Origin of the sequence: Pseudomonas sp. PA15(2017), assembly GCF_001945395.1 — a bacterium.
In the GTDB taxonomy this organism is placed as follows: Bacteria; Pseudomonadota; Gammaproteobacteria; order Pseudomonadales; family Pseudomonadaceae; genus Aquipseudomonas.
Map to the genome: position 1 here is coordinate 271,285 of NZ_MSXV01000052.1, position 23,155 is coordinate 294,439.

Here is a 23,155-nt window from a genome sequence, read left to right on the forward strand (position 1 = left end):
AACACCAGGATGGGCGTCGCGCACCCGGCCTGCCGCTGGCCCCTTGTTTCGCTAAGGAGCCTGCCATGGCCGAAACCATCGCCGCCTGCCTGCACTGTCTGTCAATTCGGCAAGGGCTCGGCCTACGACCTGCACGACACCCAGTTCCACGCCAAGCTCTCGTTGTTCGTGCTGGCATTGATGGTGCGCGGCCACGGCACCCTTGGCTGATGGCTCAGCCTGGCACCCCATCGGCCCCCAGCAGCGAGCGCACCAGCGCCGCCCAGTACTGCACGCCCAATGGCAACAGGGCATCGTTGAAGTCGTAGCGCGGGTTATGCAACGACGCGCTGTCCTGCCCGTTACCCAGCCAAATGTACGCACCGGGGCATGCCTGGGACATGAACGAGAAATCTTCCGAGGCCATGCTCGGTGGCAGTTCACGGTGCACCCGGCCGCGGCCCAATACACCTTCGAGCACAGCCGCGCATCGCCCCGCATGGGCCGGATGATTGACGGTCGCGGGGTAGCTGACACGGTAGTCCAGTTCGGCGCTCAGGCCATGCAAGGTGGCCACCGATGCAATTACGTCGCGCAGCCGCTGCTCGATCATGGCGCGCTGAGCCATGTCGAAACAGCGCAGCGTACCGCGCAGTTGCACCTGCTCGGGCATCACGTTGTAGGTATCACCGGCGTGGAAGCTGGTGACGCTGAGCACCGCGGGCTGATGGGCCTGGTTCTCCCGGGCGATCAGTGCCGGCAGTTGCGTCACCAACTGGCAGGCGGCCAGCAGGGTATCCGTGCCCAGGTGGGGCATGGCGGCATGGCAACCCTGGCCACGCAAGGTCAGGGTGAAGATGTCGAAGGCCGCCATCACTGGCCCTGCATGCACCGCTGCCTCGCCGACCGGCAAGCCTGGCCAGTTGTGCAGGGCGTATACGGCCTGTAGCGGGTAGCGCTGGAACAGGCCGGCCTCGATCATCGCCCGCGCGCCACCCTCGTTTTCCTCGGCCGGCTGAAAGATGAAGTGAACGCGCCCGGCGAAATCCGCCTGCGCGGCCAATGCCTGGGCCGCGCCCAGCAGCATGGTGGTGTGCCCGTCGTGGCCACAGGCGTGCATGCGGCCGGGGTGGCTGGAAGCATGGGCGAAAGCGTTGAGTTCTTCCACATGGAGGGCGTCCATGTCGGCGCGCAGGCCGATGGCCGGGCCATCGCCACGCATGCCCTGCAGCGTGGCCACCACGCCGGTACCGGCAATGCCGGTCTCTACGCTCAGCCCCCACTGGCGCAACAGTTCGGCGACCCGGGAACTGGTGCGATGTTCCTCGAAGGCGGTTTCCGGGTGGCGGTGGAAGTCGTGTCGCCAGCTTTGCAGCTGCCCGGTATCCAGCGTATCGCTAGTGCTCATGATCGTCCTCTCTCCTGGCATCACAGGTAACCGAAGGCCGTCGCCGGCGCCTTGTCGGTTTCCACCCACACGCTCTTGATCTGCGTGTACTCGCGCAGCGCATCGACGCCACTGGAGCGACCGTAGCCGCTGTGCTTGTAACCACCGAACGGCGATGCCACGTTGATCGTCTTGTAGCCGTTGATCCAGAAGGTCCCGGCGCGCACGGCGCTGGCCAGGCGGTGGGCGCGGCCAACGTCCCGCGTCCACACGGCGCCCGCCAGGCCGAACGGAGTGTCGTTGGCGATGGCGATGGCTTGTTCCTCGTCGTCGAAGGGGATCACCGCGACCACCGGCCCGAACACTTCGGTGCGTGCGATGCTCATGTCGTTGCGCACATCAGCCAGCACGGTGGGATGCACGAAGTAGCCCTCTCCGGCCTGGGGTGGCGTGCCCACCAGCCGCGCGCCCTCGCGTTGCGCCTGTTCGATCAGCTCGCGCACCTGTTGATACTGGGCCTGGTTGCAGATAGGGCCGATCTCGGTGCCGTCGTTCTCGGGATCACCGACGCGGATGCGCGCGGCGCCAGCGGCGAAGCGCTCGACGAAGGCGTCATGGATGCTGCGCTCCACCAGCAGGCGCGAGCCAGCCACGCAACTCTGCCCGGCCCCGGCGAAGATCGCCGCCTGAGCACCGAGCACGGCACGGTCGAGATCGGCATCCGCGAAGACGATATTGGCCGACTTGCCACCCAGCTCCAGTACGCACGGCACCAGATGACGTGCCGCCGCCTCGGCGACCTTGGCGCCGGTCGGCACCGAGCCGACGAAGACCAGTTTGTCGATCTGCCCGGTAGCCAGGGCAGCCGGCACCATACTGTGACCGTAACCGGCCAGCACGTTGATGACGCCCGCCGGGATGCCGGCCTCTTCGGCGAGCCGCGCCAGTGCCAGCGAGGTGAACGGCGTCAGCTCGGAGGGTTTGAGCACCACCGCGTTACCCATGGCGATGGCCGGGGCAATCTGCCAGCCGGCGGTGAACAACGGCGCATTCCAGGGGGTGACCTGCAGCACCACGCCTATGGGCTCACGCCGCGTGTAATTGAGGTGCGAGGTCGGTACCGGGATGACCTCGCCATGCAGCTTGTCGGTCCAGCCGGCGTAGTACTCGAACATTTCCGCCACTTTCAGGGCCTCGCCGCGGCAGTCACGGATCGGTTTGCCCGAGCTGACCGACTCCAGGCGCGCCAGCTGTTCGGCGCTGGCGCGAACACGCTGGCCGACCGCGAACATCAGGCGCCCGCGCTGGGCATGAGTCATCGCCCACCAGCGTGCCTGCCCGTCGCGGGCAGCGGCCACGGCGGCTTCGGCCGCCTCGGCGCCACCGTCGGCATAGGTCAGGCTGTCCTGACCACTGGCGGCTTGCTTGAGGGCGATGGGCTGCGCACTGCCGGCGTGCAGGTGCCCGGCGATGTAGGATCCCACCGACTGCCCTTCGGTGAAGAACACCCCAAAGGCCTCGGTGATTTTCTGCTCGGCGCTGTTCATCGCTGTTCCTCGTAGTTGACGATGCAGTTGAAGTCGTCGGCATCGGCGATCGCCGGCAACGATGTTTGCCAGAGGCGCAACGCCTCCTCGGCCAGCGGCACGCCGGCGCCGGATCGGGCGATCAGGTCGGCCGCCAGGCGCAGGTCCTTGCGCATCAGCTTCATGGTGAAACCCGAATCAAAGGCGTCGTTGAGTATCCAGGTGGGGTAGTTCACCTCTGTCACGCCGCTGCGGCCCGAACCGGCGTTGATGCCCTTGAGAATTTCCTCGGGCTCCAGACCGGCTCCACGGGCGATGCGCATGGCCTCGCCAGCGGCAAGCAGGTGCATGCCGCACAGCAGGTTATTGAGCAGTTTGGCCGAATGCCCGGCGCCCACCTCACCGACCCGCACGCGTTTGCCGGTCAGCGCATCGAGCACCGGTGAGAGCTGTGCCAGCACCGCTTCGTCGCCGCCCAACAGCATGGTCATGGTGCCGCCATGGGCCGCCTTGGGCCCACCACTGACGGGGCCGTCGACCAGCGTCAGCTCGCTGTTCGCCAGCGCCTCGGCAATGCGCCGCGTGCTGGTCGGGTCGGCGGTGGAGGTGTCGAGCAGGATGGTCGGCTGGCTGACGTGGGCGACGATTCCCTCTTCACCCAGCACCACGCGTTCGATGATGTCGGATGTCGGCAGCGACAACACGATCACCTGCGCCTGCGCCACCAACTCGGCCAGCGAATCGAACAGCGTGACGCCCTTGCCGGCCAGCCTCTCGCGGGCGGCCTGTGACGGGTCGAAGCCGCTGACGGAGAAACCGGCACGCTGCAGGCTCAGCGCCATGCCGGCGCCCATGTTGCCCAGGCCGATGACGGCCACGCGCTGAATGTCTGGAAATGCTTGGTTCATGATTTCTCCTGGTTAAAGCGTATGCACGAAGAACTGCGCGATGAACGCGGCGCCGAGGAACACGCCGGCATTGGCGAGCAGCGACACGACCACGATGCGCCAGCCCAGACGGCGGAATGCAGGCAGGTCCTTGGCCAGCGACAGGCCGGCGAAGGTCAGCATCGGTGTGATCAATGCCAGGAAGTTCACCTTGCTGGTCAGTTCGCTGACCACACCGGCCAACGGGAAACCAGGAAAGGTCATGCCCATGGCCACCAGCGATACCCAGCACACGGCTGGAATCTTGCGGCCCAGGCCGCGGTAGACGAGATCACCGATGATCACTGCGCCGATCATCAGCGCCACACCCGGAAGGGCCTCCAGAATCGGTACACCGAAACCGACCCGATTGCCCAACAGCACCATGGCCCCGACTACGGCCCAGGCGAGCAGACGCTCCAGCCACCTGAGATCGGGCACACTCATGCCGGCGGCGGCACGCTCCATCTCGCTCGGCGCCGTGGCGACTTCACCGCTATGCCGGCGCCCCAGCACTGGTTCCAGCACGCGGTAGGCCCAGACAGCGAACGGCAGGGAGACGAACAACGTCAGGTAGGTGCCCAGCGTCGTGGCAATCAGATTGCTGGCAGCGGCGAAAGCCGCCACGTCCTTGGCCATCTCGGGCGTCTGTTGCGCGGCGATGGCGCCCACTGCGGCGGCCGTCATGCTGCCCGACCCAACCCCGGCGCCCATGGCCAGGGCCAGGGGATGGAACACATTGAGGCTGGTGACGAAGCCGGCGAAGATCGAGATGAAGATGGCACCGATCAGCGTGCCGGTTACGTACTCGGCGAGTACGCCACGGCCCTCGGCCGAATCCATGCCGAATTTCTCGCCAATGATCGCCAGGCCCGGTTCACGGCCGATGGAAAAAGTCGCACCGACGGCTTCGCGCTTGATACCCAGCAGCAATGCCACCGGCATGCCCAGCAGCACGCAACCGAACAGATTGCCGAACTCCTGGAGCAGCAGGCCCCAGCCCGCTTCGGCCAATTTGGGTAAGGCCCCGCCAACCAGCAGCCCCAGTTTGGCGATGAAGATCAGCAGCGCCGGCTGCAAAATGGCGGACGCCTGGAACTGCATGGGCAGATCGACACGGGTGACGCCCGGCAAGCGGCTATGCCAGATCCCCAATGCCAGGCCCATGAGCAACGCCCATATCATCGGCAAAAGAACCACCTTGCCGATACCGAGCGGGATAGACAGCGGCCCGAGCGCTTCCGCGATCAGAACAATGACGATAGCCAGCACATACAGCCGCAACGGACTGACGTGTTGCTGCGAACAAGCAGAAATAGGAGGCATGGGCGTTCCCCTTGACGCGCCAGCGCATGGGCACTGGCCAAGTGATCGAAATGGCAGGAATTGAGTCGTTCAATCGCATTTATTGTTGTCATGCGGAGCAAACCTTTCGGCTGCGTCTGCATGCGGCGTCGCGGTATCCCGGCAACGCTTGAGCGGAATCTAGCAACGATGAAATATCGCATTTGATGTATTTTGTTCTTTTTTTTAGAACACAGAACGAAGTTTGTGCCACGCTGCCCGCGGCTTGACCAGAGTTCTCCAGCGGCCGCTCGCCCGGTAACAGTTGAAGGAATACCCCATGCAGTCCTTTCACGAACAGCGGCTGATCTACCTCTACGAGGCGGTGAAATGCGGCACCATTCGCGCCGCAGCCGAGAAGATGGCCATTGCACCTTCGGCAGTCAGCCGGCAGATTGCGTTACTTGAGGAGGAATTGAGCGTTGCGCTGCTCGAGCGAAATCGAAGGGGAATCGTGCCCACGCCTGCGGGGCTTCTGCTGATCGACTACGCACGGCAACAACAGGCCCACCGCGCCGATATGCTGTCGAAGATCGACCTCATGCGCGGCCTGCGTAGTGGGTCGGTATCGGTGGTCACCGGAGAAGGTTTCGTACAGGACCTGGTGCGCGGACCACTGAGGCGATTCCGTCAGCAGTATCCGGAAATCACGGTGTCGGTGGATATTACCGGCACCACCGAAATCCTGCGGCGCATCAGCGAAGACGATGCCGAATTGGGGCTCGTCTACAACGCCCCCGCGGACTCACGCATTGTCACCCGCGGCGCCTGCGTACAACCGATGTGTGCCGTCGTCGGCAACAGCCACGCGCTGCGCAACGCTCCCCATTTGCAATTCAAGGAGCTGACCCGCTGGCCAGTTGCACTGATGAATGGAAGCTACGGCATTCGTCAGCTACTGGGCCATGTGGAATATTCACGGAAAGTTCGCCTCGATGCAGTCCTGACCACCAATCAGATTTCCGTGCTCAAGGCCTTCGTCGCCACAGGCCAAGGCATCACCCTGCTGCCCCCCTTCTCGATATCCCACGAGCTTTCACTGGGGGAGCTGCATGCCATACCCATTCTCGACGACACCCTGAAAAGCGCCGAAGCTCACCTGATCACCCGGGCGGGTCGTCAGCTGTCTCCGGCTGCAAATCAGTTCGTTGCGTTCTGCTTGCGCGATATGACGGCGTTTCGCCCACCTGCAGCAGACGCGCCCCGGTGAAAGAGGCGCACGGGTATGCGCTCACGGCACAAAGGGTAATTCGCGCTTGTGCTGGGTCTTGTCGTAGGTCTGCACGATGGCCTGGTAGGCGGTGTCGCTGACCGGCTTGCCCTGCAGAAAGGCATCGATGTCGTCGTAGCTGACGCCGTGCACCTGCTCGTCCGGGATGCCGGGGCGCTCGTCTTCCAAATCGGCGGTCGGCACTTTCGAGAACACCGACGCCGGCGCGCCAAGGCGTTCGGCGATACGCCGTACCTGGCCCTTGACCAAACCGCTGAGCGGGGCGAGGTCGCAGGCGCCGTCACCGAACTTGGTGAAGAAGCCCATCACCGCTTCGGCGGCGTGGTCGGTGCCGATCACCAGGCCGTTGCGGGCGTTGGCCACGGTGTACTGGGCCAGCATGCGCACGCGCGCCTTGGTGTTGCCAAGCACGAAGTCGCGGCGCGCCGAGGTCAGTTCACCCAGCTCGCCGATCTGCTTGGCCAGGCCGGAGACTGCCGGGGCGATGTCGATGGTCAGCACTTCGTCGGCGGCGATGAAGGCCAGCGCGGCCTGGGCGTCGGACTCGTCGTGCTGCACGTTGTGCGGTAGACGGATGGCGACGAAGCGGTAGCTCTGATCGCCCGTCTCGCTGCGCAGTTGCTCGACGGTCAACTGCGCCAGGCGGCCGGCCGCCGAGGAGTCCACGCCACCGCTGATACCGAGTACCAGCACCTTGGTGTGCGAGGCGCTCAGAGTTGCTTTGATGAAGGCGGTGCGCCTAGCGATCTCGGCGTCCACGTCGGCGTCCGAGGTGAACGGGGCGATGACGCCCAGGGCGTTGGCGATTTCAGCTTGTCGATTGCTCATGAGGAAGCTCCCTGATTCGCGTCGATACGAAAAACGTGTTTGAGGTAGGTGACGAAGTTCGGGTCGCGGCACTGGGTCTTGCCCGGCGTGTCGGAGATCTTCGCCACCGGCTGGCCATTGCAGTCGATCATCTTGATGACGATATTCATCGGCTCCACACCAGGCACGTCGCAGGTCAGGTTGGTGCCGATGCCAAAGCTCACATGAATGCGATCATGCAGCGCGCGGTACAGTTCGAGCGCCTTGGGCAGGGTCAGGCCATCGGAGAAGATCAGCGTCTTGGTCATCGGGTCGATGCCCAGCTTCTCGTAGTGGGCGATGGCCTTTTCAGCCCACAGCAGTGGGTCGCCGGAGTCGTGGCGCAGGCCGTCGAACAGCTTGGCGAAGTACAGATCGAAGTCGCCGAGGAAGCTGTCCATGCCGATGGTGTCGGTCAGGGCAACGCCGAGCAGGCCACGGTACTCCTTGACCCAGCACTCCAGCGCCACCTTCTGGCTGTCAATCAGCCGCGGGCCGAGCTGCTGGTGGGCCATGAACCACTCGTGGGCCATGGTGCCCAGCGGCCGTAGCTCCAGCTCGCGGGCCAGGTGCACGTTGCTGGTGCCGACGAAGCGCCCCGGAAAATCGTGCTTGAGGATGTTCACCACTTCCTCCTGCACACGGTAGGAGAAGCGCCGGCGGGTGCCGAAATCGGCCACCTGGAAGCCTGCCAGTTCATCGGCAGTGGCTTCGCCCTTGAGCCAGTCGAGCTTGCGATACAGCTGCTCGCGTACCTGCTCGATCACCACTTCACGGTAGCGGTAGCGGTTGCGCACCTCGGAGATGATCGCCAGCAGCGGAATCTCGTAGAGGATCACGTGCAGCCATGGGCCACGCACGCGAATCGCCAGTTGGCCGGCGTCGTCGGTGCCGACATGCACGTAGCGCATGTTGAAGCGGAACAGGCTGAGAAAGCGGATGAAGTCGGCCTTGATGAACGGGATCTTCTCCAGGTAGGCCAGTTGATCCGGGGTGATCGAGGTATTGACCAGTTGTTCGATCTGGTAGCGGATCTCGGCCAGGTAGGGCGTCAGGTCCTCGTTGCTACGGCAGCGAAACTCCCATTCCACTTCGGCGTTGGGATAGTTGTGCAGCACCGCCTGCATCATGGTCAGCTTGTAGAAATCGGTGTCCAGCAGGTTCTGGATGATGCTGGGGGCGAATACGCTCTCACTCATGGTCACTCTCCTCGAGGCGGGCCAACTCGCTGTCGAGCGCTCCGCCATCGGCGCAGATGATGATGCCCTGCGCGCGCATCTGATCGATGGCTTGCGTCGCGCCGGCTTCGGAAATGGCCCGGCACGCCGGAAGATACAACAACACCTCGAGGCCGGCGCTACGCAGTTGCAGCGCGGTGTTCTTCACGCAGAAGTCCAGGGCCAGCCCGCCGACCACCACAGCCTGGGCACCGGCCACCTTCAGGTATTCGATGACACCCGTGCTGCGCTGGCCAGCCAGGTCGTGGAAGCAGGCGCCGTAGGGGTGCAGATCAGGTTCGACACCCTTCCACACGAAGAAGTCATAGTCGATTGGCGCCGGCAGCTCATCGAGCAGCTCGAAGCCAGGCGTGCCCGGCACGCAGTGCCTGACCCAGGTCAGATCGGCGTTGGCGTGGCTCAGGGGCTGCAGCATCTGGTCGTGGCTGTCGACCACCCACAGGGCGTTGGGTGCATGGGCGTCCTTGCTGCCCAGGCGCAGGGTGCCACGACGCGCCATGTCGTTGAGCGGCGCGGCGATTTCATGGCCGCCGGCCACCGGCAATTCATCGGGGCACAGGCTGGTGAAGCCTTTTTGCGCATCGACATCGAACGTGGCGATCTTCACGTGACACCTCCTGCTCATGGAGCCGCATCGCTGCGGGGTGGAAACATATTCCACCAGGTGTATTATGTATGTCAACTCCCATCTGCAAGGAGATTCACCATGCAGCCCTCGCCTCTGCAGTGCTTCGCGGCAGGCCACGATGAACCAGCGCCGCAACGCTTCGCGTTGGCCGTCTACGGCGGCGCCTTCGACCCGCCCCACACGGGCCATGCCAGCGTGATCCGCCGGGTACTGGAAACCAGCGAGCAGGTACTGGTGGTGCCCAGCTATCGCCATGCCGACGCCAAGCGCATGGCCGACTTCGACCTGCGTTGCGTCTGGGTCGCGCGCATGGCCGCGCGCTTCGGTGATCGGGTACGCTGCTGCAGCCTGGAGCGCGAACTCGGCGCCACTGGCCAGGTGATCTACAGCTACGACTTGCTCAGCCGGCTGGCAGAACGACACGCGCTGCCGACCGAGCGCCTGGCGCTGGTGATCGGTGAAGACAACCTCGCCCGGCTGCAGACATTCCACCGCACCGTCGAGCTGCGCCAGAGGTTCGGACTGGTGGTAGCGGACGAGGAGATGTCCGTGCACAGCAGCGCGATTCGCGCGATGATCGCCGCCGGGCAAGCGATCCCAGAGGCCTGGCAGTTGCCAGAGATTGAGACTGATATGGCGATTTACAGGAGCGTGATGTGAGTTCTGCGGAAGTGCTGGCTAGTGTCGACTTGATTGCCCTGCGCATGGATGCCGAGAGCCGCCAGTTACAGGTGCTGCTGCACCGCCGCGAGCGCGAGCCGTTCAAGAGCCAGTGGGCGCTGCCGGGGGTGATCGTCAACGGCAGCACTCGCGATATTAATCTCGAGGCGGCTGCCCACCGCGTGCTGCGCGACAAGGCCCAGGTGCTGCCGCGCCACCTCGAGCAGGTCGGCACCGAAGGCAGCGCCGAGCGTGACCCGCGCGGCTGGTCGATGAGCACCTATTACCTGGCTCTGCTGGCGCCAGACACCGAAACCGCTGACGACGGCCTGCGCTTCGTGCCACTCGACGAGGTGCTGGACGGGCGCCTCGCCCTGCCCTTCGATCACCACCAACTGGTGCGCCTGAGCGTCGAGCGCCTGGCGGGCAAATCCGTCTACACCAGTTTGCCGTTGTACCTGGCGCCGTCACGCTTCACCGTGCTCGACGCCCTGAACGCCGCCCAGGCCTGCCTGGGCACGACGATCAACAACACGTCGTTGCGCAAGCGCCTCGAAAAGATGAAGGACGCTGGCTGGATTCGCGACACCGGCGAGAAGAACTTCCCGAAGATGGGCCGCCCCCAGCAGTTGTGGGAGCTGACCGAAGAGGCCGAGGGTGTGTTCGTATTCGACCGCAGCCTGTTGGCGGATCGGGCCAGCAGCTGACCAGCTTTTGTGGGAGCGAGCGGGGATGCCTGGTTCATACCCGAATTGCGCACGTAGCCCATGGCCTGAAGGACCAAACCAGCACCTGAATCGATCCTTGGCCAGGCAGGACACCTCGCTTATGCCCAAGATCTTCGCGGGCATGGCTCGCTCCCACACGCACCATCAATCGGCTGTGCCGTAGCCGATCAACGATTCCTACTGCCGCGTTCCAATCGCCAGACGATTGAAGGCATTCATCAGCAAGTCATTCGCCTTGCCGCATGGGCATGCGGTCGATGGTCCGGAAGATCGCCTGCAGATCGGCATCGGCGCCCTGCTGGATCTTCTTGCCGCCATCCTTGCCGACTAGAATCACCTGGGGCCGGGCATTGCCGGCGTCCAGCGCCAGCAGCAGGCGTTTGGTGGCGATGGCATCCAGTGGCTGCTCGTTGCGCTGCCCCTGCTTGCCGATCAGGGTATAGAGCACCATGTCGCGCTCGACGAACGCCTCGCGGTTGGCCGGCTCACGCAGCGCGGCCTGCACCCGCGCCAGCAATGGGTCATCAACGCCGGCGGCCAGCACGATCAGCGGCCGGGTTTTCCAGCGCTCGGCCTCAAGCGGATTCTCGCTGGCATGGGCCAGCAGCGGCAGAGCCGAGAGCAGCAGGGTCGCGAAACGCTTCATGGCCGATCTCCCCGGCGGGATCACCCCCGCCGTTCAGCGATGCAGATGCCCTCAATACGACAGGTACGAAGAGCGCGTCAGCCCCAGGCGCAGGGCATCCAGGAACTGGGTACGCTCACGGGCGCTGATGCGCGCGCTGGCGACCTTGTCACGGTAGTGGGTCATCAGTTCCTCGGGCGACAGGTGCACGTAGCGCAGCATGTCCTCGATGGTGTCATGGGTTTCGATACCGGCGTGGTAGATGCTGCCGTCGGCATTCTGGTAGATGTTCACCGAGTCGGTGTCACCGAACAGGTTGTGCATGTCGCCGAGGATCTCCTGGTAAGCACCGACCAGGAAGATGCCCAGCACGTAATCCTCACCATCACGCAGCTCGTGCACCGGCAGGCTGGTTTCGATGGACTGCTCGTCGACGTACTGGTTGATCTTGCCGTCCGAGTCGCAGGTCAGGTCCTGCAGCACCGCGCGGCGCAGCGGCTCCTCGTCCAGACGGTTGAGCGGCAGGATCGGCAGGATCTGGTCAATGGCCCAGGTATCCGGCAGGCTCTGGAACACCGAGAAGTTGCAGATGTACTTGTCGGCCAGCTTGTCGTTGAGTTCGTCGAGCACCTGGCGATGGGAGCGCTGGCGGGCTTTGAGCTGGTTGTACAGGCGACGGCAGATCGAGAAGTAGCACTGCTCGGCCAGGGCCTTTTGCGGCAGGTCGAGCTTACCGGCGGAGTACTGCCCGGCCGCCTCGCTGACGTAGTGGGTGGCGCGCCAGTAGGTTTCGGCGACCATTTCCGGGTCGCTGTCGTCGAGCAGGTCGATCAGCACCTGCAGCACTTCAGGCTGCTCGATGCTGCGGTCGATCTCCGGCACGTCGTCGTTGTGGCGCTCGACGTCGGTGACCTGTACCAGCAGCACGGCGTGGTGCGCGGTCATTGCCCGGCCGCTCTCGGAGAAGATGTGCGGGTGAGGGATTTCCTGGCGGTCGCAGAACTCCTTGAGCATGTCGACCACCGCGTCGGCGTAGTCTTCCATGTCGTAGTTGATCGAGCTGGCGTTGCGCGAATGGGTGCCGTCGTAGTCCACACCCAGGCCGCCGCCCACGTCGATATGGTCGACCGGCAGACCAAGGGCGCGCAGTTCGCCGTAATAGCGGATGGCTTCGCGAAAGCCCTTGCGGTAGTCGGCGATGTTGGCGATCTGCGAGCCCATATGGAAGTGCAGCAGGCGGATGCCCTGATCCAGGCCAGCCTTGCGGAAACGCTCGACCACCGACAGCAGTTGCGCGGCGGACAGGCCGAACTTGGACTTCTCGCCACCGGTGTCCGCCCACTTGCTCGATGCCAGGGACGACAGGCGCACGCGCAGGCCGATCTGCGGGGCTACCTTGAGCTCGGCGGCTTCGTCGATCACCAGGGCGACCTCCGACTCCTTCTCGATGACGATGAACACGTTGTGGCCAAGCTTCTGCCCCATCAGCGCCAGGCGGATGAATTCACGGTCCTTGTAGCCGTTGCAGACGATGGTGCCGCCCTTCGGCGCAAGCGCCAGTACGGCCAGCAGCTCGGGCTTGGAACCGGCTTCCAGACCGATGGAAACGTTCTCGGTGGCAATGATGTTCTCCACCACCGCTTCCTGCTGGTTGACCTTGATCGGGTACAGCGCGGTGTAGCGGTTGTTGTACTCCAGACGCGCGATACTGGCGTCGAAAGCGCCGGTCAGCTTGCGCACGCGGTCTTGCAGGATGTCCGGGAAACGCACCAGCAGCGGCAGCGACAGGCCGCTCTGGCGCAGCTCCTCGACCTGTTCATGGAGGTCGATAGGCGTGCTGCCCGGGCCGTTGGGACGCACTTCGACGCGGCCGGCGTCATTGATCGAGAAGTAACCGGCGCCCCAATGGCGGATACCGTAGACGCTGCGGCTGTCGCCTACGGTCCATTGGCTTCCATCGTCCTTGCGTGTGCGTCGTGCGGCCATCGAGGGTTCCCCTGTAGCAGATAGGCTGATGCTGTCGATAAGGTCGGGCGAGCATAGAGCCTGGAAATGACGATTGCTCGGCAGTGGATTGGCCGCGCAATGAGTAAGTTTAGATAGTCACGGGTGGCGACGTTCAGCCGCCGGATTTCTTGGCTTTGAAACCGCGTTTGATCAGCTCGGCGAGCAGCAGTTCGATATGGTCGCCCTGGATCTCGATAACAGCATCCTTCAGCGCGCCACCGCAACCACAGCGTCTCTTCAGCGCCGAAGCCAGCTCCTTGAGTGGCTCTTCGGCCAAGGGCACGCCCGTGATGGTCGTCACCGTCTTGCCGCCGCGGCCTTTGGTCTCGCGGCGCACCCGGGCAATTCCGTCGCCCTCGGGAATCGCCGTGCGCGAACAGGTGCAGGCGTCCACCGGCTGCGAGCAATCCGGGCAATGCCGGCCTGCGTCCGTGGAAAACACCAGGCCACCGAGGCCGGCGAATGAAGAGGCTTTCTTGGCCACCGCGTTTTTTCCTCAGTGGATGGGAACGGCGCAGTGTAGCGATAAAGGCCGGCAATGCTAAGAAGCGAAATGCGCCAACCCCTGTTGGATTGGCGACTCCACCGGGCGATCAGCGATTGGCGAGGTAGTGGTCGAGGGCTACCAGCGAGTCCGGGCAGTAGGTTTTGTGCCGGATGTCGAGTTGCGCCGCCTCGAGGGTCATGAAGCGCGCTTCGAGCACTTCCTCGGGTTGCAGCACCAGCGGCGCGTCGGACACCGCCGAAAACACCGCACACCAGATACGATTCTCCGGTTGATCGAAGAAAAAACGACCGTGGTCGCGCAGCACCGCATCACGGATACCCAGCTCTTCGGCCAGCTCACGCTCGGCCGACTGCGCGTAGCCTTCACCCGCCGCCACCATGCCGCCGGCGGCGATATCCCAGTAACCGGGATAGACCGCCTTGCTCAGGGTGCGCCGGTGCACGCACAGCTCACCGGCCGCGTTGAACAGCAGGATGAAGGTACCGCGACCGATCAGACCGCGTTGGCGCAGCTGCGCCCGGGGCAGCGCGCCGAGCACGTCGTCATGCTCGTCGACCCAGGCGATCAGCTCGGCATCCGAGGCGGCACGGTGCGCCACCTCGGCGCTGGCAACAGCCATCGATCAGCCCTGGGACAGCAGCTGACGCAGGTCGATCACCGCGGCGTTGGCCCGCGAGATGTAGTTGGCCATTACCAGCGAGTGGTTGGCGAGGATGCCGTAGCCGCTACCGTTGAGCACCATCGGGCTCCACAGCGTGGCCTGGGCGGCCTCCAGCTCACGAATGATCTGCCGTACGCTGACGGTGGCATTCTTCTTGGCCAGCACATCGGCGAAATCGACTTCGATCGCGCGCAGCAGATGCGACAGCGCCCAGGCCTGACCGCGTGCCTCGTAGAACACGTTGTCGATCTGCAGCCATGGCGTTTCGTAGGTGCGCTCGGTCACCTCCGGCACCTGGCCTTCGGCCAGCTCGGTGGTCTCGGTCACCTCGGTATTCAGGCGCACCTGGCCGACGCTGGCCGACAGGCGCTGAGACAGCGAACCCAGGCGGGTAGCGACATCGCCGAACCAATTGTTGAGGTTGTCGGCACGGGTATAGAAACGCGCACCGCCCTGTCCTGGCTCGGACAGGCGAGCGAGGTAGCGGTCCAGGGAATTGATGCCTTCGCGGTACTCGGACTCGGCGGCCGGCAGCGCCCAACTGCGATGATCGAAATTGAAGCGCGGCTCGGCACGGGCCAGGTCGCCATCCTCGGTGGATTGCGACTGCGAACGGGCGAAGTCCTTGCGCAGCGCGCGGGAGAAATCACGCACCTGCACCAGTACGCCGTATTCCCAACTCGGCATGTTGTCGAGCCACAGGCCGGGCGGCGCCAGGTCGTTGGACAGGTAGCCGCCCGGCTTGTCGAGCAGGGTCTGGGCGACCTGTTTGAGGGTTTCCACCGTGGTGTAGCCGTTGACCACCTGGCGCTGGCTGCTTTCAGCCGCGGCCTGCACGCGCTGTTGCACCGGGAACAGGTCCGGCTCCTGGCTCCAGTACCAGCCGACGACCAATGCCACCAGCAGATAGATACCCAGCAAACCGATGACGACACGGCCGACCCCACCGCCCAGGCGACGGCGAGTTCCAGTGCTGGCACCGTCATCGGCATGGGCGGTGCCGGTGGTGCGGTTCTTCCAATCGAGCATGGCGATTATCCTTTGATCAACGACGTACAGGGCTTCGACCACAGGCCCATGGGAGGGTTGCGCTAATACTTGGGCACCCTTGGTCTGCGTCGAGGCTACGCCGCCACTATAAGGGAAGGCAGCTCTGCTGCGCAGCGCAGCAAGCTATTCACGACGTAATGGCCGCTTTGACGAGAGCCTGCAACTGCCATGGCCAAGGGTGCGGGACGATTCACAACAATGGCGTCAAGGGAATGGCAAAATAACCGCCCGGTGATAGCATGAGGCCATTACCGCGAGGCCCACGCCGCCACATGCAGATTGACAGGCCATGACCGAGCACGAAGACCCCAGCCGCGACCGACTCAAACAGCACTTCGCCCAACGGGTGATCCACCAGGCCCGCCAGGTTCTGGAAGTCTGGCAGCGCCTGCTGCGTGGCGAGTGGAACGACGCCGGCATGCAGGAACTGCAGGAAGCGGCGCAACTGTTGCAGCGCTATGCCGAACGCTTCGACCAGGTCGAGCACCGCGAACTGGGCAAGCGCGTCGTCGCCTGCCTGGGCGTGGTGGGCGCTAACCGGGGCCGCCTCAACAGCGAGGTGATCAGTGAGCTCAACCAGTTGATGCAGCGCCTGTCGCGCACCGGCCTGCGTCACGGCGACCGCTTCGAGCACACCACGCTGCCGCCCCTGCGCAAACCCGTTTATCTGGCCCTGCAGCATCTGGAGCGCGCCGAGCGCCTGGCACAGCAGCTGGAATTCTTCGGCATGAACGCCAAGCCACTGGACACCGCCAACGCCTTTCGCGCAGCGATGCTCGAGCGTCATCCGGCGGCCATCGTCATGGAAATCGACTTCGCCGGCGCCGGTAACGGCCTGCAACTGGCCCAGGCCGTTCAGGAGGGCCTGCAGGAAAAGATTCCGGTACTGTTCTACAGCCACGAAGACACCGACACGCCGACCCGCCTGGCCGCGGTACGCGCCGGCGGACGTGAATTCTTCACCGGCTCGATGGATGCCTCGAGCCTGCTGGAGCGCATCGAGGTGCTGACCCACGTCGCTCAATACGAACCCTACCGCGTACTGATCGTCGACGACTCCCGAGCCCAGGCCACCCATACCGAGCGCGTACTCAACAGCGCCGGCATCGTCACCCGCACGCTCACCGAGCCGATCCTGGCGATGGACGAGCTGGCCGAGTTCCAGCCGGATCTGATCATCCTCGACATGTACATGCCGGCCTGCAACGGCACCGAACTGGCCCAGGTGATCCGCCACAACGACCGCTACGTCAGCGTGCCGATCATCTACCTGTCCGCCGAAGACGACCTCGACAAGCAGCTCGACGCGATGAGCGAGGGCGGCGACGACTTCCTCACCAAGCCGATCAAGCCGCGCCACCTGATCGCCACAGTGCGCAACCGCGCCGACCGGGCCCGCAGCCTCAAGGCGCGCATGGTGCGCGACAGCCTCACCGGGCTGTTCAACCACACGCACACCCTGCAATTGCTCGAGGACGCACGCTTCCGCGCCCAGCGCGACGAGCAACCGCTGAGCTTCGCGATGATCGATATCGATTACTTCAAGAAGGTCAACGACAACTACGGCCACCCCATGGGCGACCGGGTGATCAAGAGCCTGGCGCTGTTTCTCAAACAGCGTCTGCGCAAGAGCGATTGCATCGGCCGTTACGGCGGCGAGGAGTTCGCGGTGGTAATGCCCAACACCGACGCCCGCACCGCTGCCAAGGTGCTGGACGAGGTCCGCGCACGCTTCGCCGAGATCCACTACCCGGCCCACCCGCATGACCTGAGCTGCACCTTCAGTTGCGGCATCGCCGAACTGGCCGATGATCTGGACAGCAAGCATCTGTCGCAACGCGCCGACGAGGCGCTGTACCGCGCCAAGAACGGCGGTCGCAACCGTGTCGAAGCCTACGGCTGAGCGACCCTAGACGCCAGCAACCACATGTCGGTTGCATGACGTCATTAACACGACGCACCCTGACACGTAACCACGCTGTCATAAAGGCGCCATAACGTACCGAGCAACGCCGCACTGCATGGCGCAGTGCCAGCATCGATCGGACGTCGAATCAGCCCCATGCGCCTCAAATCCCTCACCAATCTCAACACCCTCTTGCTGGTCGGCATCGGCATTGCCCTGGCCTGCACATTGTGGTGGTCGCAGCGGGCATTGGAGCGCCCTTACGTGCTGATGGAGCAGTACCTGGAACTCTCGCAGCAATTCCAGCGCGAGGCCGCCGGCAATATTCTCGGCTATCTGGACAGTGGCGATGCCCTACGCCACAGCGTCGCCCTGCAGAACCTCGACGCGCTACAGACCAATGTCGATGAACTGCCGACCAGCCTTGCCGGCGACCTGGGCAGCAGCCTGGCCGAGCTGAAAGCGTTCGCCGCCGAGCAACTGCTCGCCGCCGGCAAACTGTCCGGCGACCCACAGGGGCTGCTGATCCAGGCCGAACGAGAAATAGCCGATGCCCTGGCAGGACTGGCGCGCTACGCCGACGAGGGCCAGGGCGAAACTGCCAACGCCTATCGTGCACCGCTGTTCGAGGCTTCACAGCGCCTGTCCCGGCTGGCCCTGGCGCGTGCCAAGCTGGTCAGCAGCGGGCGCGCCGAACTGGCAGCCGACGTAGAGCGTGAAGTACAGGCGTTGCAGGCGCAGGCCACAAGACTCAATGAACTGCCCTTGCTCGGTGTGACGGAGCAGGCGGATCCCAGCGATGCCTTCGCCTCGCTGTTGGGGCTGGGCAGTGACAGCCAGGAGAGCCAAGCGGAGGATCGCGGCATCGCTCTCAAACGTGAGCTCGACAGCCTGCTGGCACGCTATCCGGGGGAATTGGCGCGCACCCAGGCGCTGATCGAACAGCGCGCGCAATTGTCAGCCACCACCCGCGCCCGGCTGGGTGCCGTGCAGCAATCATTCACCGCCCTGGAGCCCCAGGTGCGCGCCGAGCATGCTCGCATCCAGGGCGAAGTGCGGCTGATCCTCGGCATCATGGTGGCGCTGATCCTGCTCATCGCGTTGATCATCGACACCCTGCAGCGCCGCCTGAGCCGTCTGCTCGAACGTCTGGTGCCGGCGCTCTCGGCCTGGGCGGCGGGAGATTTCGCCAGCGAGATTCACCTGGCCACCAACACCCGCGAACTGCGTGATATCGAAGAGTCGCTCAATCGCTTGCGCCGTTATCTGGTCGAACTGGTCGGCACCATTCACCAGCACGCGGCCAACGTGTCGGCTTCCAGCCATACCCTGGCTGACCTGAGCGGCGGCCTGCATGATGGTGCCGAGCGCCAGGCCAGCGATACCGCGCAGATCCGCGATGCATTGGGAGAGCTGGAGGCGACCATCCTGCAAGTGGCCGACGACGCCAGCCAGACGGCCACCGCCGGCCGCGATGCCGACCGCGCCCTCGCCCAGGGCCAGAAGGTAATTGGCCATAGCCTCTCCGGCTTGCATGCGCTGGTCGAGGAAGTACGCGGCAATGCCCAGGCCATCGAGCATCTGGCCACGGAAACCGCCACCATCGGCAGCGTACTGACGGTCATCCGCGGCATCGCCGAACAGACCAACCTGCTGGCCCTCAACGCAGCGATCGAGGCAGCACGCGCCGGTGAAGCCGGGCGCGGTTTCGCCGTGGTCGCCGACGAGGTGCGCTCGCTGTCGCTGCGCACCAGTTCGGCCACCGCGCAGATTCAGGAGGTGATCGGCCGCCTGCAGCAAGCCGCCAATGACTCGGTACAAGCCATGCGCAGCCAGGTCGAGCATGCAAAGGCGACCGCCGAGCAGGCCCGCACCGCCGACGGTGCACTGGACGAGATCGTCGGCGCCATCGGCACCATCGCCAGCAAGGCCGCGCGCATCGCCGAGGCAACGGCCTACCAGGGCAGCGCCGTCAGCGAGATTCGTGACCACAGCGAGCGCATTCACCAACTGGGTGGCGACAACCTGCAACGCATCGGCCAGGGCCGCGCGCAAAGCATCGCGTTGCAGGCACTGAGCGGTCAGCTGGATCAGGCGGTGCAGGCGTTTCGCGTGTAAGCGAAGAAAAAGGCAGAAGCGGACATCGATGCAGTACCTGTGGGAACGGGCGGGGATGCCTAGTCCATGCCCGCGAAATCACGGGCATGGCCCGTTCCCACAAGTGTCGGTCGGCCGTCCATTCCCGCCACGAACCCGCCACCTGCGCGGCCTTATGCCGCACAACGCCCCCCAAAACGCAGGCGCCCCCGAGCCAGGCGCAACCGTCACTTACAGCACGCCACATGGCAGGGATCGCCGGCTCCGTTATCATGGCGCGATCAACGCCCCACGAGATGCCCATGCCACGTCTTATTTGCCTGCTGCTGTTGCTCGTCGTCCTGCCTGCCAGCGCCGGGGTTTTCGACAGCCGCCCGAACGCCGCGCCACTGGGCCAGGCGCTGAACAATAGCGACGACTTCCTGCCGGTACGCGAGGCCTTCAAGCTCAGCCTGGTCAGCAGTTCGCCGACGTCTGCGAAAGTGCGCTTCGTGGCGGCCGAGGGCTATTACCTGTATCGCCACCAGTTCAAGTTCAAGATCGAACCGGCCGCGCTGGCCGGTGCGCCCGTCGAGGTGCCGGAAGGCCTGCACAAGAACGATCAGTACTTCGGCGACGTGCAGGTATTCTACGAAGTGCTGGATGTCGACATCCCGCTGAACAACCCGGACGACAAGCCGCTCAACCTCGTCATCACCTATCAGGGCTGCGCCGACAAAGGCCTGTGCTATCCACCGGAAACCGAGACGCTGGTCATCAATGGCGGCGTTGCTACCGCCCAGGCCGACGGTGCAGGTGCGCCAGTCAGCGGTAAAACCACCTGGAGCTGGACCGACCTGGCACTGATGTTCGCCGCCGGCCTGACGCTGACCTTCACGCCCTGCGTGCTGCCCATGCTGCCGATTCTCTCCGGCGTGGTGTTGCGCGGCCGGCCGAGCAAGCGCCGCGGCCTGGTGCTGTCGCTGGCCTACGTGCTGCCCATGGCTGCCTGCTACGCCGCGCTCGGCGCACTGATGGGGTTGTTCGGCGCCAAGCTCAACCTGCAGGCCATGCTGCAGTCGCCGTGGATTCTGGTGCCCTTCGCGCTGTTCTTCGCGCTGTTCGCGGTAGCCATGTTCGGCGTCTTCGAACTGCGCCTGCCAGCGTTCATTCGTGAACGCCTTGACCGCAAGGCGGCGCAGACCCAAGGCGGTACCATCGCCGGTGCGGCGACGCTGGGCGTGCTGTCCAGCCTGATCGTTTCACCCTGCATCACCGCGCCCTTCACCGCGCTGCTGCTGTACATCAGCAGTACCGGTGATGCCGCGGGCGGCGCCCTGCAACTGTTCGCTCTGGGCCTGGGCATGGGCACGCCGCTGGTGATCTTCGCCGCAGGCGGCGGTGCCCTGCTGCCCAAGTCCGGCACCTGGATGGTCGCCGTACGCAACGCCTTTGGCGTGATGCTGCTGGGCGTCTCGGTCTGGCTGCTCGAACGGGTGCTGCCGGGGCAAATTTCCCTGGCGCTGTGGGGGCTGCTGGCCGCCGGCGTCGCGCTGTTTCTCGGCACTCTGGAATTTACTCCCAAAGATGCACGCGGCAAGCTCGCCCAACTGTTCGGGCTGGCGCTGCTGGTCTACGCCCTGGCCGCTTGGACGGGCGCTCTCAAGGGCAACGACGATCCGCTGCAGCCCCTCGCCGGCGGTATCGCCAGCACCCCATCGGAAACCGCTGGCAGCTGGCAGACGGTCAGTACGCCCGCCGAGCTTGACGCCGCACTGGCCCAGGCCAAGAGCAGCGGCCAGCCGCTGCTGCTCGACTGGTACGCCGACTGGTGCATCAGTTGCAAGAAGATCGAGCGCGAAGTGTTCCATTCCCCGCAGATCGGCCCGCAACTGGCCGACTATTACTTGCTGCGCTTCGACATGACCGACAGCACCGCCGCCCAGCGCGCGCTACTGGATCGCTACGGTCTGTTCGGGCCTCCGGCGATCCAACTGTTCGCCGTCAACGGGCAGGAAATGCAGGAATTGCGGGTAGTCGGGGAAATCGACGCCGCGGGCTTTTCCGAGCGTCTGCAAAGCGCGCGAGAACGATTCTAGGCGATTCGGTCACATATTCGGCCAACCCTGCACGGATCGTGCTGACTACTCCCAAAAACTGGACAGCCCTACGGCTCTTCTGGCAGAGTCCGCGCAGCTAAAAAGAAGGAAGCCCGGATCATGTCGACCCTGCTGGTTTTGCACGGCCCCAATTTGAACCTGCTCGGCACCCGAGAGCCCGGCACCTATGGCGCCACCACGCTGGAACAGATCAACCTCGATCTGGAACAGCGCGCCCGCGAAGCCGGCCATCACCTGCTGCACCTGCAGAGCAACGCCGAATACGAACTGATCGAGCGCATCCACGCCGCCCGCGGCGAAGGCGTCGACTTCATCATCATCAACCCGGCAGCCTTCACCCACACCAGCGTCGCATTACGTGACGCATTGCTGGCGGTGAGCATCCCATTCATCGAAGTGCACCTGTCCAACGTGCACAAGCGTGAGCCTTTCCGGCACCACTCCTACTTTTCCGACGTGGCGGTAGGCGTGATCTGCGGTCTCGGCGCCAGCGGTTATCGGCTGGCCCTCGACGCGGCCCTGGAAAACCTGGCGAGCAAAAACACCTGAAACCGACGCCACGCAGCGGCGGTTCTTTCGTACAACTGAACGACCCTGACCAGACTGGGAGTTGAACACCTATGGATATTCGCAAAGTCAAAAAACTGATCGAGCTGCTGGAAGAGTCCGGCATCGACGAGCTGGAAATCAAAGAGGGCGAAGAGTCCGTACGCATCAGCCGTCATGGCAAGCAACCGGCTTACACCCAACCGACCTACGCACCGGCGCCTGCCCCGGTCGCTGCCGCCGCCGCTCCAGTAGCCGCTGCCGCTGAGGCTGCTCCGGCCGCTGCCAAGCTCAACGGCACCGTGGTGCGCTCGCCAATGGTCGGTACTTTCTACCGCGCCGCTTCGCCGACTTCGGGCAACTTCGTCGAAGTCGGTTCGACCGTGAAGAAAGGCGACATCCTCTGCATCGTCGAAGCGATGAAGATGATGAACCACATCGAGGCCGAAACCAGCGGCACGATCGAATCCATCCTGGGCGAGAACGGCCAGCCGGTGGAATACGATCAACCGCTGTTCACCATCGTCTGATGCACGGGGAACCCGTAATGCAGAAGCTGGAAAAAGTTCTGATCGCCAACCGCGGCGAGATCGCCCTGCGCATCCTGCGTGCCTGTAAGGAGCTGGGCATCAAGACCGTGGCCGTGCACTCCACTGCCGACCGCGAGCTGATGCACCTGGCCCTGGCTGACGAGTCCGTATGCATCGGCCCGGCGCCGGGCAACCTGTCGTACCTGAACATCCCGGCCATCATCAGCGCCGCGGAAGTTACCGGTGCCACCGCCATCCACCCCGGCTACGGCTTCCTCGCGGAAAACGCCGACTTCGCCGAGCAGGTGGAAAACTCCGGGTTCGCCTTCATCGGCCCGAAAGCCGACACCATCCGCCTGATGGGTGACAAGGTGTCCGCCAAGGACGCCATGATCAAGGCCGGCGTACCGGTGGTTCCAGGCTCCGACGGCCCGCTGCCGGAAGACGAAGCACAAGCCCTGCGCATCGCCCGTGAAGTCGGCTACCCGGTGATCATCAAGGCCGCCGGCGGCGGTGGTGGTCGCGGCATGCGCGTGGTGTGGAAGGAAGAAGACCTGATCAAGTCGGCCAAGCTGACCCGCACCGAAGCCGGTGCCGCGTTCGGCAACCCGATGGTCTACCTGGAGAAATTCC

General features: G+C 64.4%; 22 protein-coding genes. 10 read left to right on the top strand and 12 right to left on the bottom strand.

Going from position 1 to position 23,155, the window contains the following annotated elements; genetic code table 11:
- The first annotated feature begins 9 nt into the window (after nucleotides 1–9).
- Entirely contained in the window at nucleotides 10–210 is a 201-nt protein-coding gene (locus tag BVH03_RS18605; RefSeq protein WP_075962540.1) for a hypothetical protein, read from the top strand.
- A 4-nt stretch (nucleotides 211–214) separates the two neighbouring features.
- On the opposite strand, the gene BVH03_RS18610 is transcribed toward BVH03_RS18605, so the two are convergent.
- Genes BVH03_RS18610 through BVH03_RS18625 form a run of 4 tightly spaced genes read right to left on the bottom strand, consistent with a single transcriptional unit; the run spans nucleotide 215 to nucleotide 5,144 of the window.
- Nucleotides 215–1,387: a M20 aminoacylase family protein gene (locus BVH03_RS18610; protein ID WP_075962541.1), complete on the bottom strand. Its 1,173-nt coding sequence runs from the start codon at nucleotides 1,385–1,387 to the stop codon at nucleotides 215–217.
- A gap of 20 nt (nucleotides 1,388–1,407) precedes the next feature.
- Nucleotides 1,408–2,913, bottom strand: coding sequence for an aldehyde dehydrogenase family protein (locus tag BVH03_RS18615; protein ID WP_075962542.1), 1,506 nt, complete (start codon nucleotides 2,911–2,913; stop codon nucleotides 1,408–1,410).
- Complete coding sequence (locus tag BVH03_RS18620) at nucleotides 2,910–3,800, bottom strand: NAD(P)-dependent oxidoreductase (RefSeq protein WP_218189552.1); 891 nt, start codon at nucleotides 3,798–3,800, stop codon at nucleotides 2,910–2,912. Before BVH03_RS18620 ends, BVH03_RS18615 begins: the two co-directional genes overlap by 4 nt.
- Before the next feature lie 12 nt (nucleotides 3,801–3,812).
- Nucleotides 3,813–5,144 (bottom strand): DUF3100 domain-containing protein, encoded by a 1,332-nt coding sequence (locus BVH03_RS18625; RefSeq protein ID WP_075962543.1) that lies wholly within the window; start codon nucleotides 5,142–5,144, stop codon nucleotides 3,813–3,815.
- A 298-nt stretch (nucleotides 5,145–5,442) separates the two neighbouring features.
- On the opposite strand from BVH03_RS18625, the gene BVH03_RS18630 reads away from it, so the two are divergent.
- Nucleotides 5,443–6,372, top strand: a complete 930-nt coding sequence (locus BVH03_RS18630) for a LysR family transcriptional regulator (protein WP_075962544.1) — start codon at nucleotides 5,443–5,445, stop codon at nucleotides 6,370–6,372.
- A gap of 21 nt (nucleotides 6,373–6,393) precedes the next feature.
- On the opposite strand, the gene nadE is transcribed toward BVH03_RS18630, so the two are convergent.
- Genes nadE through BVH03_RS18645 form a run of 3 tightly spaced genes read right to left on the bottom strand, consistent with a single transcriptional unit; the run spans nucleotide 6,394 to nucleotide 9,084 of the window.
- The gene (gene nadE, locus BVH03_RS18635) at nucleotides 6,394–7,221 is read right to left on the bottom strand and encodes an ammonia-dependent NAD(+) synthetase (protein WP_075962545.1); all 828 of its coding nucleotides are present in this window, start codon (nucleotides 7,219–7,221) and stop codon (nucleotides 6,394–6,396) included.
- Nucleotides 7,218–8,438, bottom strand: coding sequence for a nicotinate phosphoribosyltransferase (gene pncB, locus BVH03_RS18640; protein ID WP_075962546.1), 1,221 nt, complete (start codon nucleotides 8,436–8,438; stop codon nucleotides 7,218–7,220). Before pncB ends, nadE begins: the two co-directional genes overlap by 4 nt.
- Nucleotides 8,431–9,084, bottom strand: coding sequence for a nicotinamidase (locus BVH03_RS18645; RefSeq protein WP_075962547.1), 654 nt, complete (start codon nucleotides 9,082–9,084; stop codon nucleotides 8,431–8,433). The genes pncB and BVH03_RS18645 overlap by 8 nt, the downstream gene beginning before the upstream one ends.
- A 99-nt stretch (nucleotides 9,085–9,183) precedes the next feature.
- Here BVH03_RS18645 and BVH03_RS18650 point away from each other — a divergent pair, with 99 nt between their 5' ends.
- Both BVH03_RS18650 and BVH03_RS18655 read left to right on the top strand, forming a co-directional pair.
- Nucleotides 9,184–9,765 (top strand): adenylyltransferase/cytidyltransferase family protein, encoded by a 582-nt coding sequence (locus BVH03_RS18650; RefSeq protein ID WP_075962548.1) that lies wholly within the window; start codon nucleotides 9,184–9,186, stop codon nucleotides 9,763–9,765.
- Nucleotides 9,762–10,472, top strand: a complete 711-nt coding sequence (locus tag BVH03_RS18655) for an NUDIX domain-containing protein (protein WP_075962549.1) — start codon at nucleotides 9,762–9,764, stop codon at nucleotides 10,470–10,472. The genes BVH03_RS18650 and BVH03_RS18655 overlap by 4 nt, the downstream gene beginning before the upstream one ends.
- Nucleotides 10,473–10,719: 247 nt before the next feature.
- Here the strand turns inward: BVH03_RS18655 and BVH03_RS18660 are convergent, their stop codons facing one another.
- From BVH03_RS18660 to BVH03_RS18680, 5 genes are all read right to left on the bottom strand, one after another.
- The gene (locus tag BVH03_RS18660; protein WP_075962550.1) at nucleotides 10,720–11,139 is read right to left on the bottom strand and encodes a DUF4174 domain-containing protein; all 420 of its coding nucleotides are present in this window, start codon (nucleotides 11,137–11,139) and stop codon (nucleotides 10,720–10,722) included.
- Between the two features lie 51 nt (nucleotides 11,140–11,190).
- Nucleotides 11,191–13,104 carry an arginine decarboxylase gene (gene speA, locus BVH03_RS18665; RefSeq protein ID WP_075962551.1) on the bottom strand — a complete coding sequence of 638 codons (1,914 nt, stop codon included), beginning with the start codon at nucleotides 13,102–13,104 and terminating at the stop codon, nucleotides 11,191–11,193.
- 133 nt (nucleotides 13,105–13,237) lie between these two features.
- Nucleotides 13,238–13,609 (bottom strand): translation initiation factor Sui1, encoded by a 372-nt coding sequence (locus BVH03_RS18670; RefSeq protein ID WP_075962552.1) that lies wholly within the window; start codon nucleotides 13,607–13,609, stop codon nucleotides 13,238–13,240.
- Between the two features lie 109 nt (nucleotides 13,610–13,718).
- Nucleotides 13,719–14,252 (bottom strand): NUDIX hydrolase, encoded by a 534-nt coding sequence (locus BVH03_RS18675; protein ID WP_075962553.1) that lies wholly within the window; start codon nucleotides 14,250–14,252, stop codon nucleotides 13,719–13,721.
- Between the two features lie 3 nt (nucleotides 14,253–14,255).
- A complete protein-coding gene (locus BVH03_RS18680; protein ID WP_075962554.1) occupies nucleotides 14,256–15,323 on the bottom strand; it encodes a DUF2333 family protein in 1,068 nt (355 codons plus the stop codon).
- Between the two features lie 310 nt (nucleotides 15,324–15,633).
- On the opposite strand from BVH03_RS18680, the gene BVH03_RS18685 reads away from it, so the two are divergent.
- The 6 genes from BVH03_RS18685 to BVH03_RS18710 form a co-directional block, all read left to right on the top strand.
- The gene (locus tag BVH03_RS18685; RefSeq protein WP_075962555.1) at nucleotides 15,634–17,247 is read left to right on the top strand and encodes a PleD family two-component system response regulator; all 1,614 of its coding nucleotides are present in this window, start codon (nucleotides 15,634–15,636) and stop codon (nucleotides 17,245–17,247) included.
- 1,077 nt (nucleotides 17,248–18,324) lie between these two features.
- On the top strand, nucleotides 18,325–19,368 hold the full coding sequence (locus BVH03_RS27285) for a methyl-accepting chemotaxis protein (RefSeq protein ID WP_371915377.1): 1,044 nt from the start codon (nucleotides 18,325–18,327) through the stop codon (nucleotides 19,366–19,368).
- Between the two features lie 281 nt (nucleotides 19,369–19,649).
- Nucleotides 19,650–21,425 (top strand): protein-disulfide reductase DsbD, encoded by a 1,776-nt coding sequence (locus BVH03_RS18695; protein ID WP_083640113.1) that lies wholly within the window; start codon nucleotides 19,650–19,652, stop codon nucleotides 21,423–21,425.
- Nucleotides 21,426–21,545: 120 nt separating this feature from the next.
- Nucleotides 21,546–21,995, top strand: a complete 450-nt coding sequence (gene aroQ, locus BVH03_RS18700; protein WP_027904932.1) for a type II 3-dehydroquinate dehydratase — start codon at nucleotides 21,546–21,548, stop codon at nucleotides 21,993–21,995.
- A 71-nt stretch (nucleotides 21,996–22,066) separates the two neighbouring features.
- Nucleotides 22,067–22,522 carry an acetyl-CoA carboxylase biotin carboxyl carrier protein gene (gene accB / locus BVH03_RS18705; protein WP_075962558.1) on the top strand — a complete coding sequence of 152 codons (456 nt, stop codon included), beginning with the start codon at nucleotides 22,067–22,069 and terminating at the stop codon, nucleotides 22,520–22,522.
- A gap of 17 nt (nucleotides 22,523–22,539) precedes the next feature.
- Nucleotides 22,540–23,155, top strand: a 616-nt coding sequence (locus BVH03_RS18710) for a biotin carboxylase N-terminal domain-containing protein (RefSeq protein ID WP_305883693.1), incomplete at its 3' end; no start/stop codon positions are given.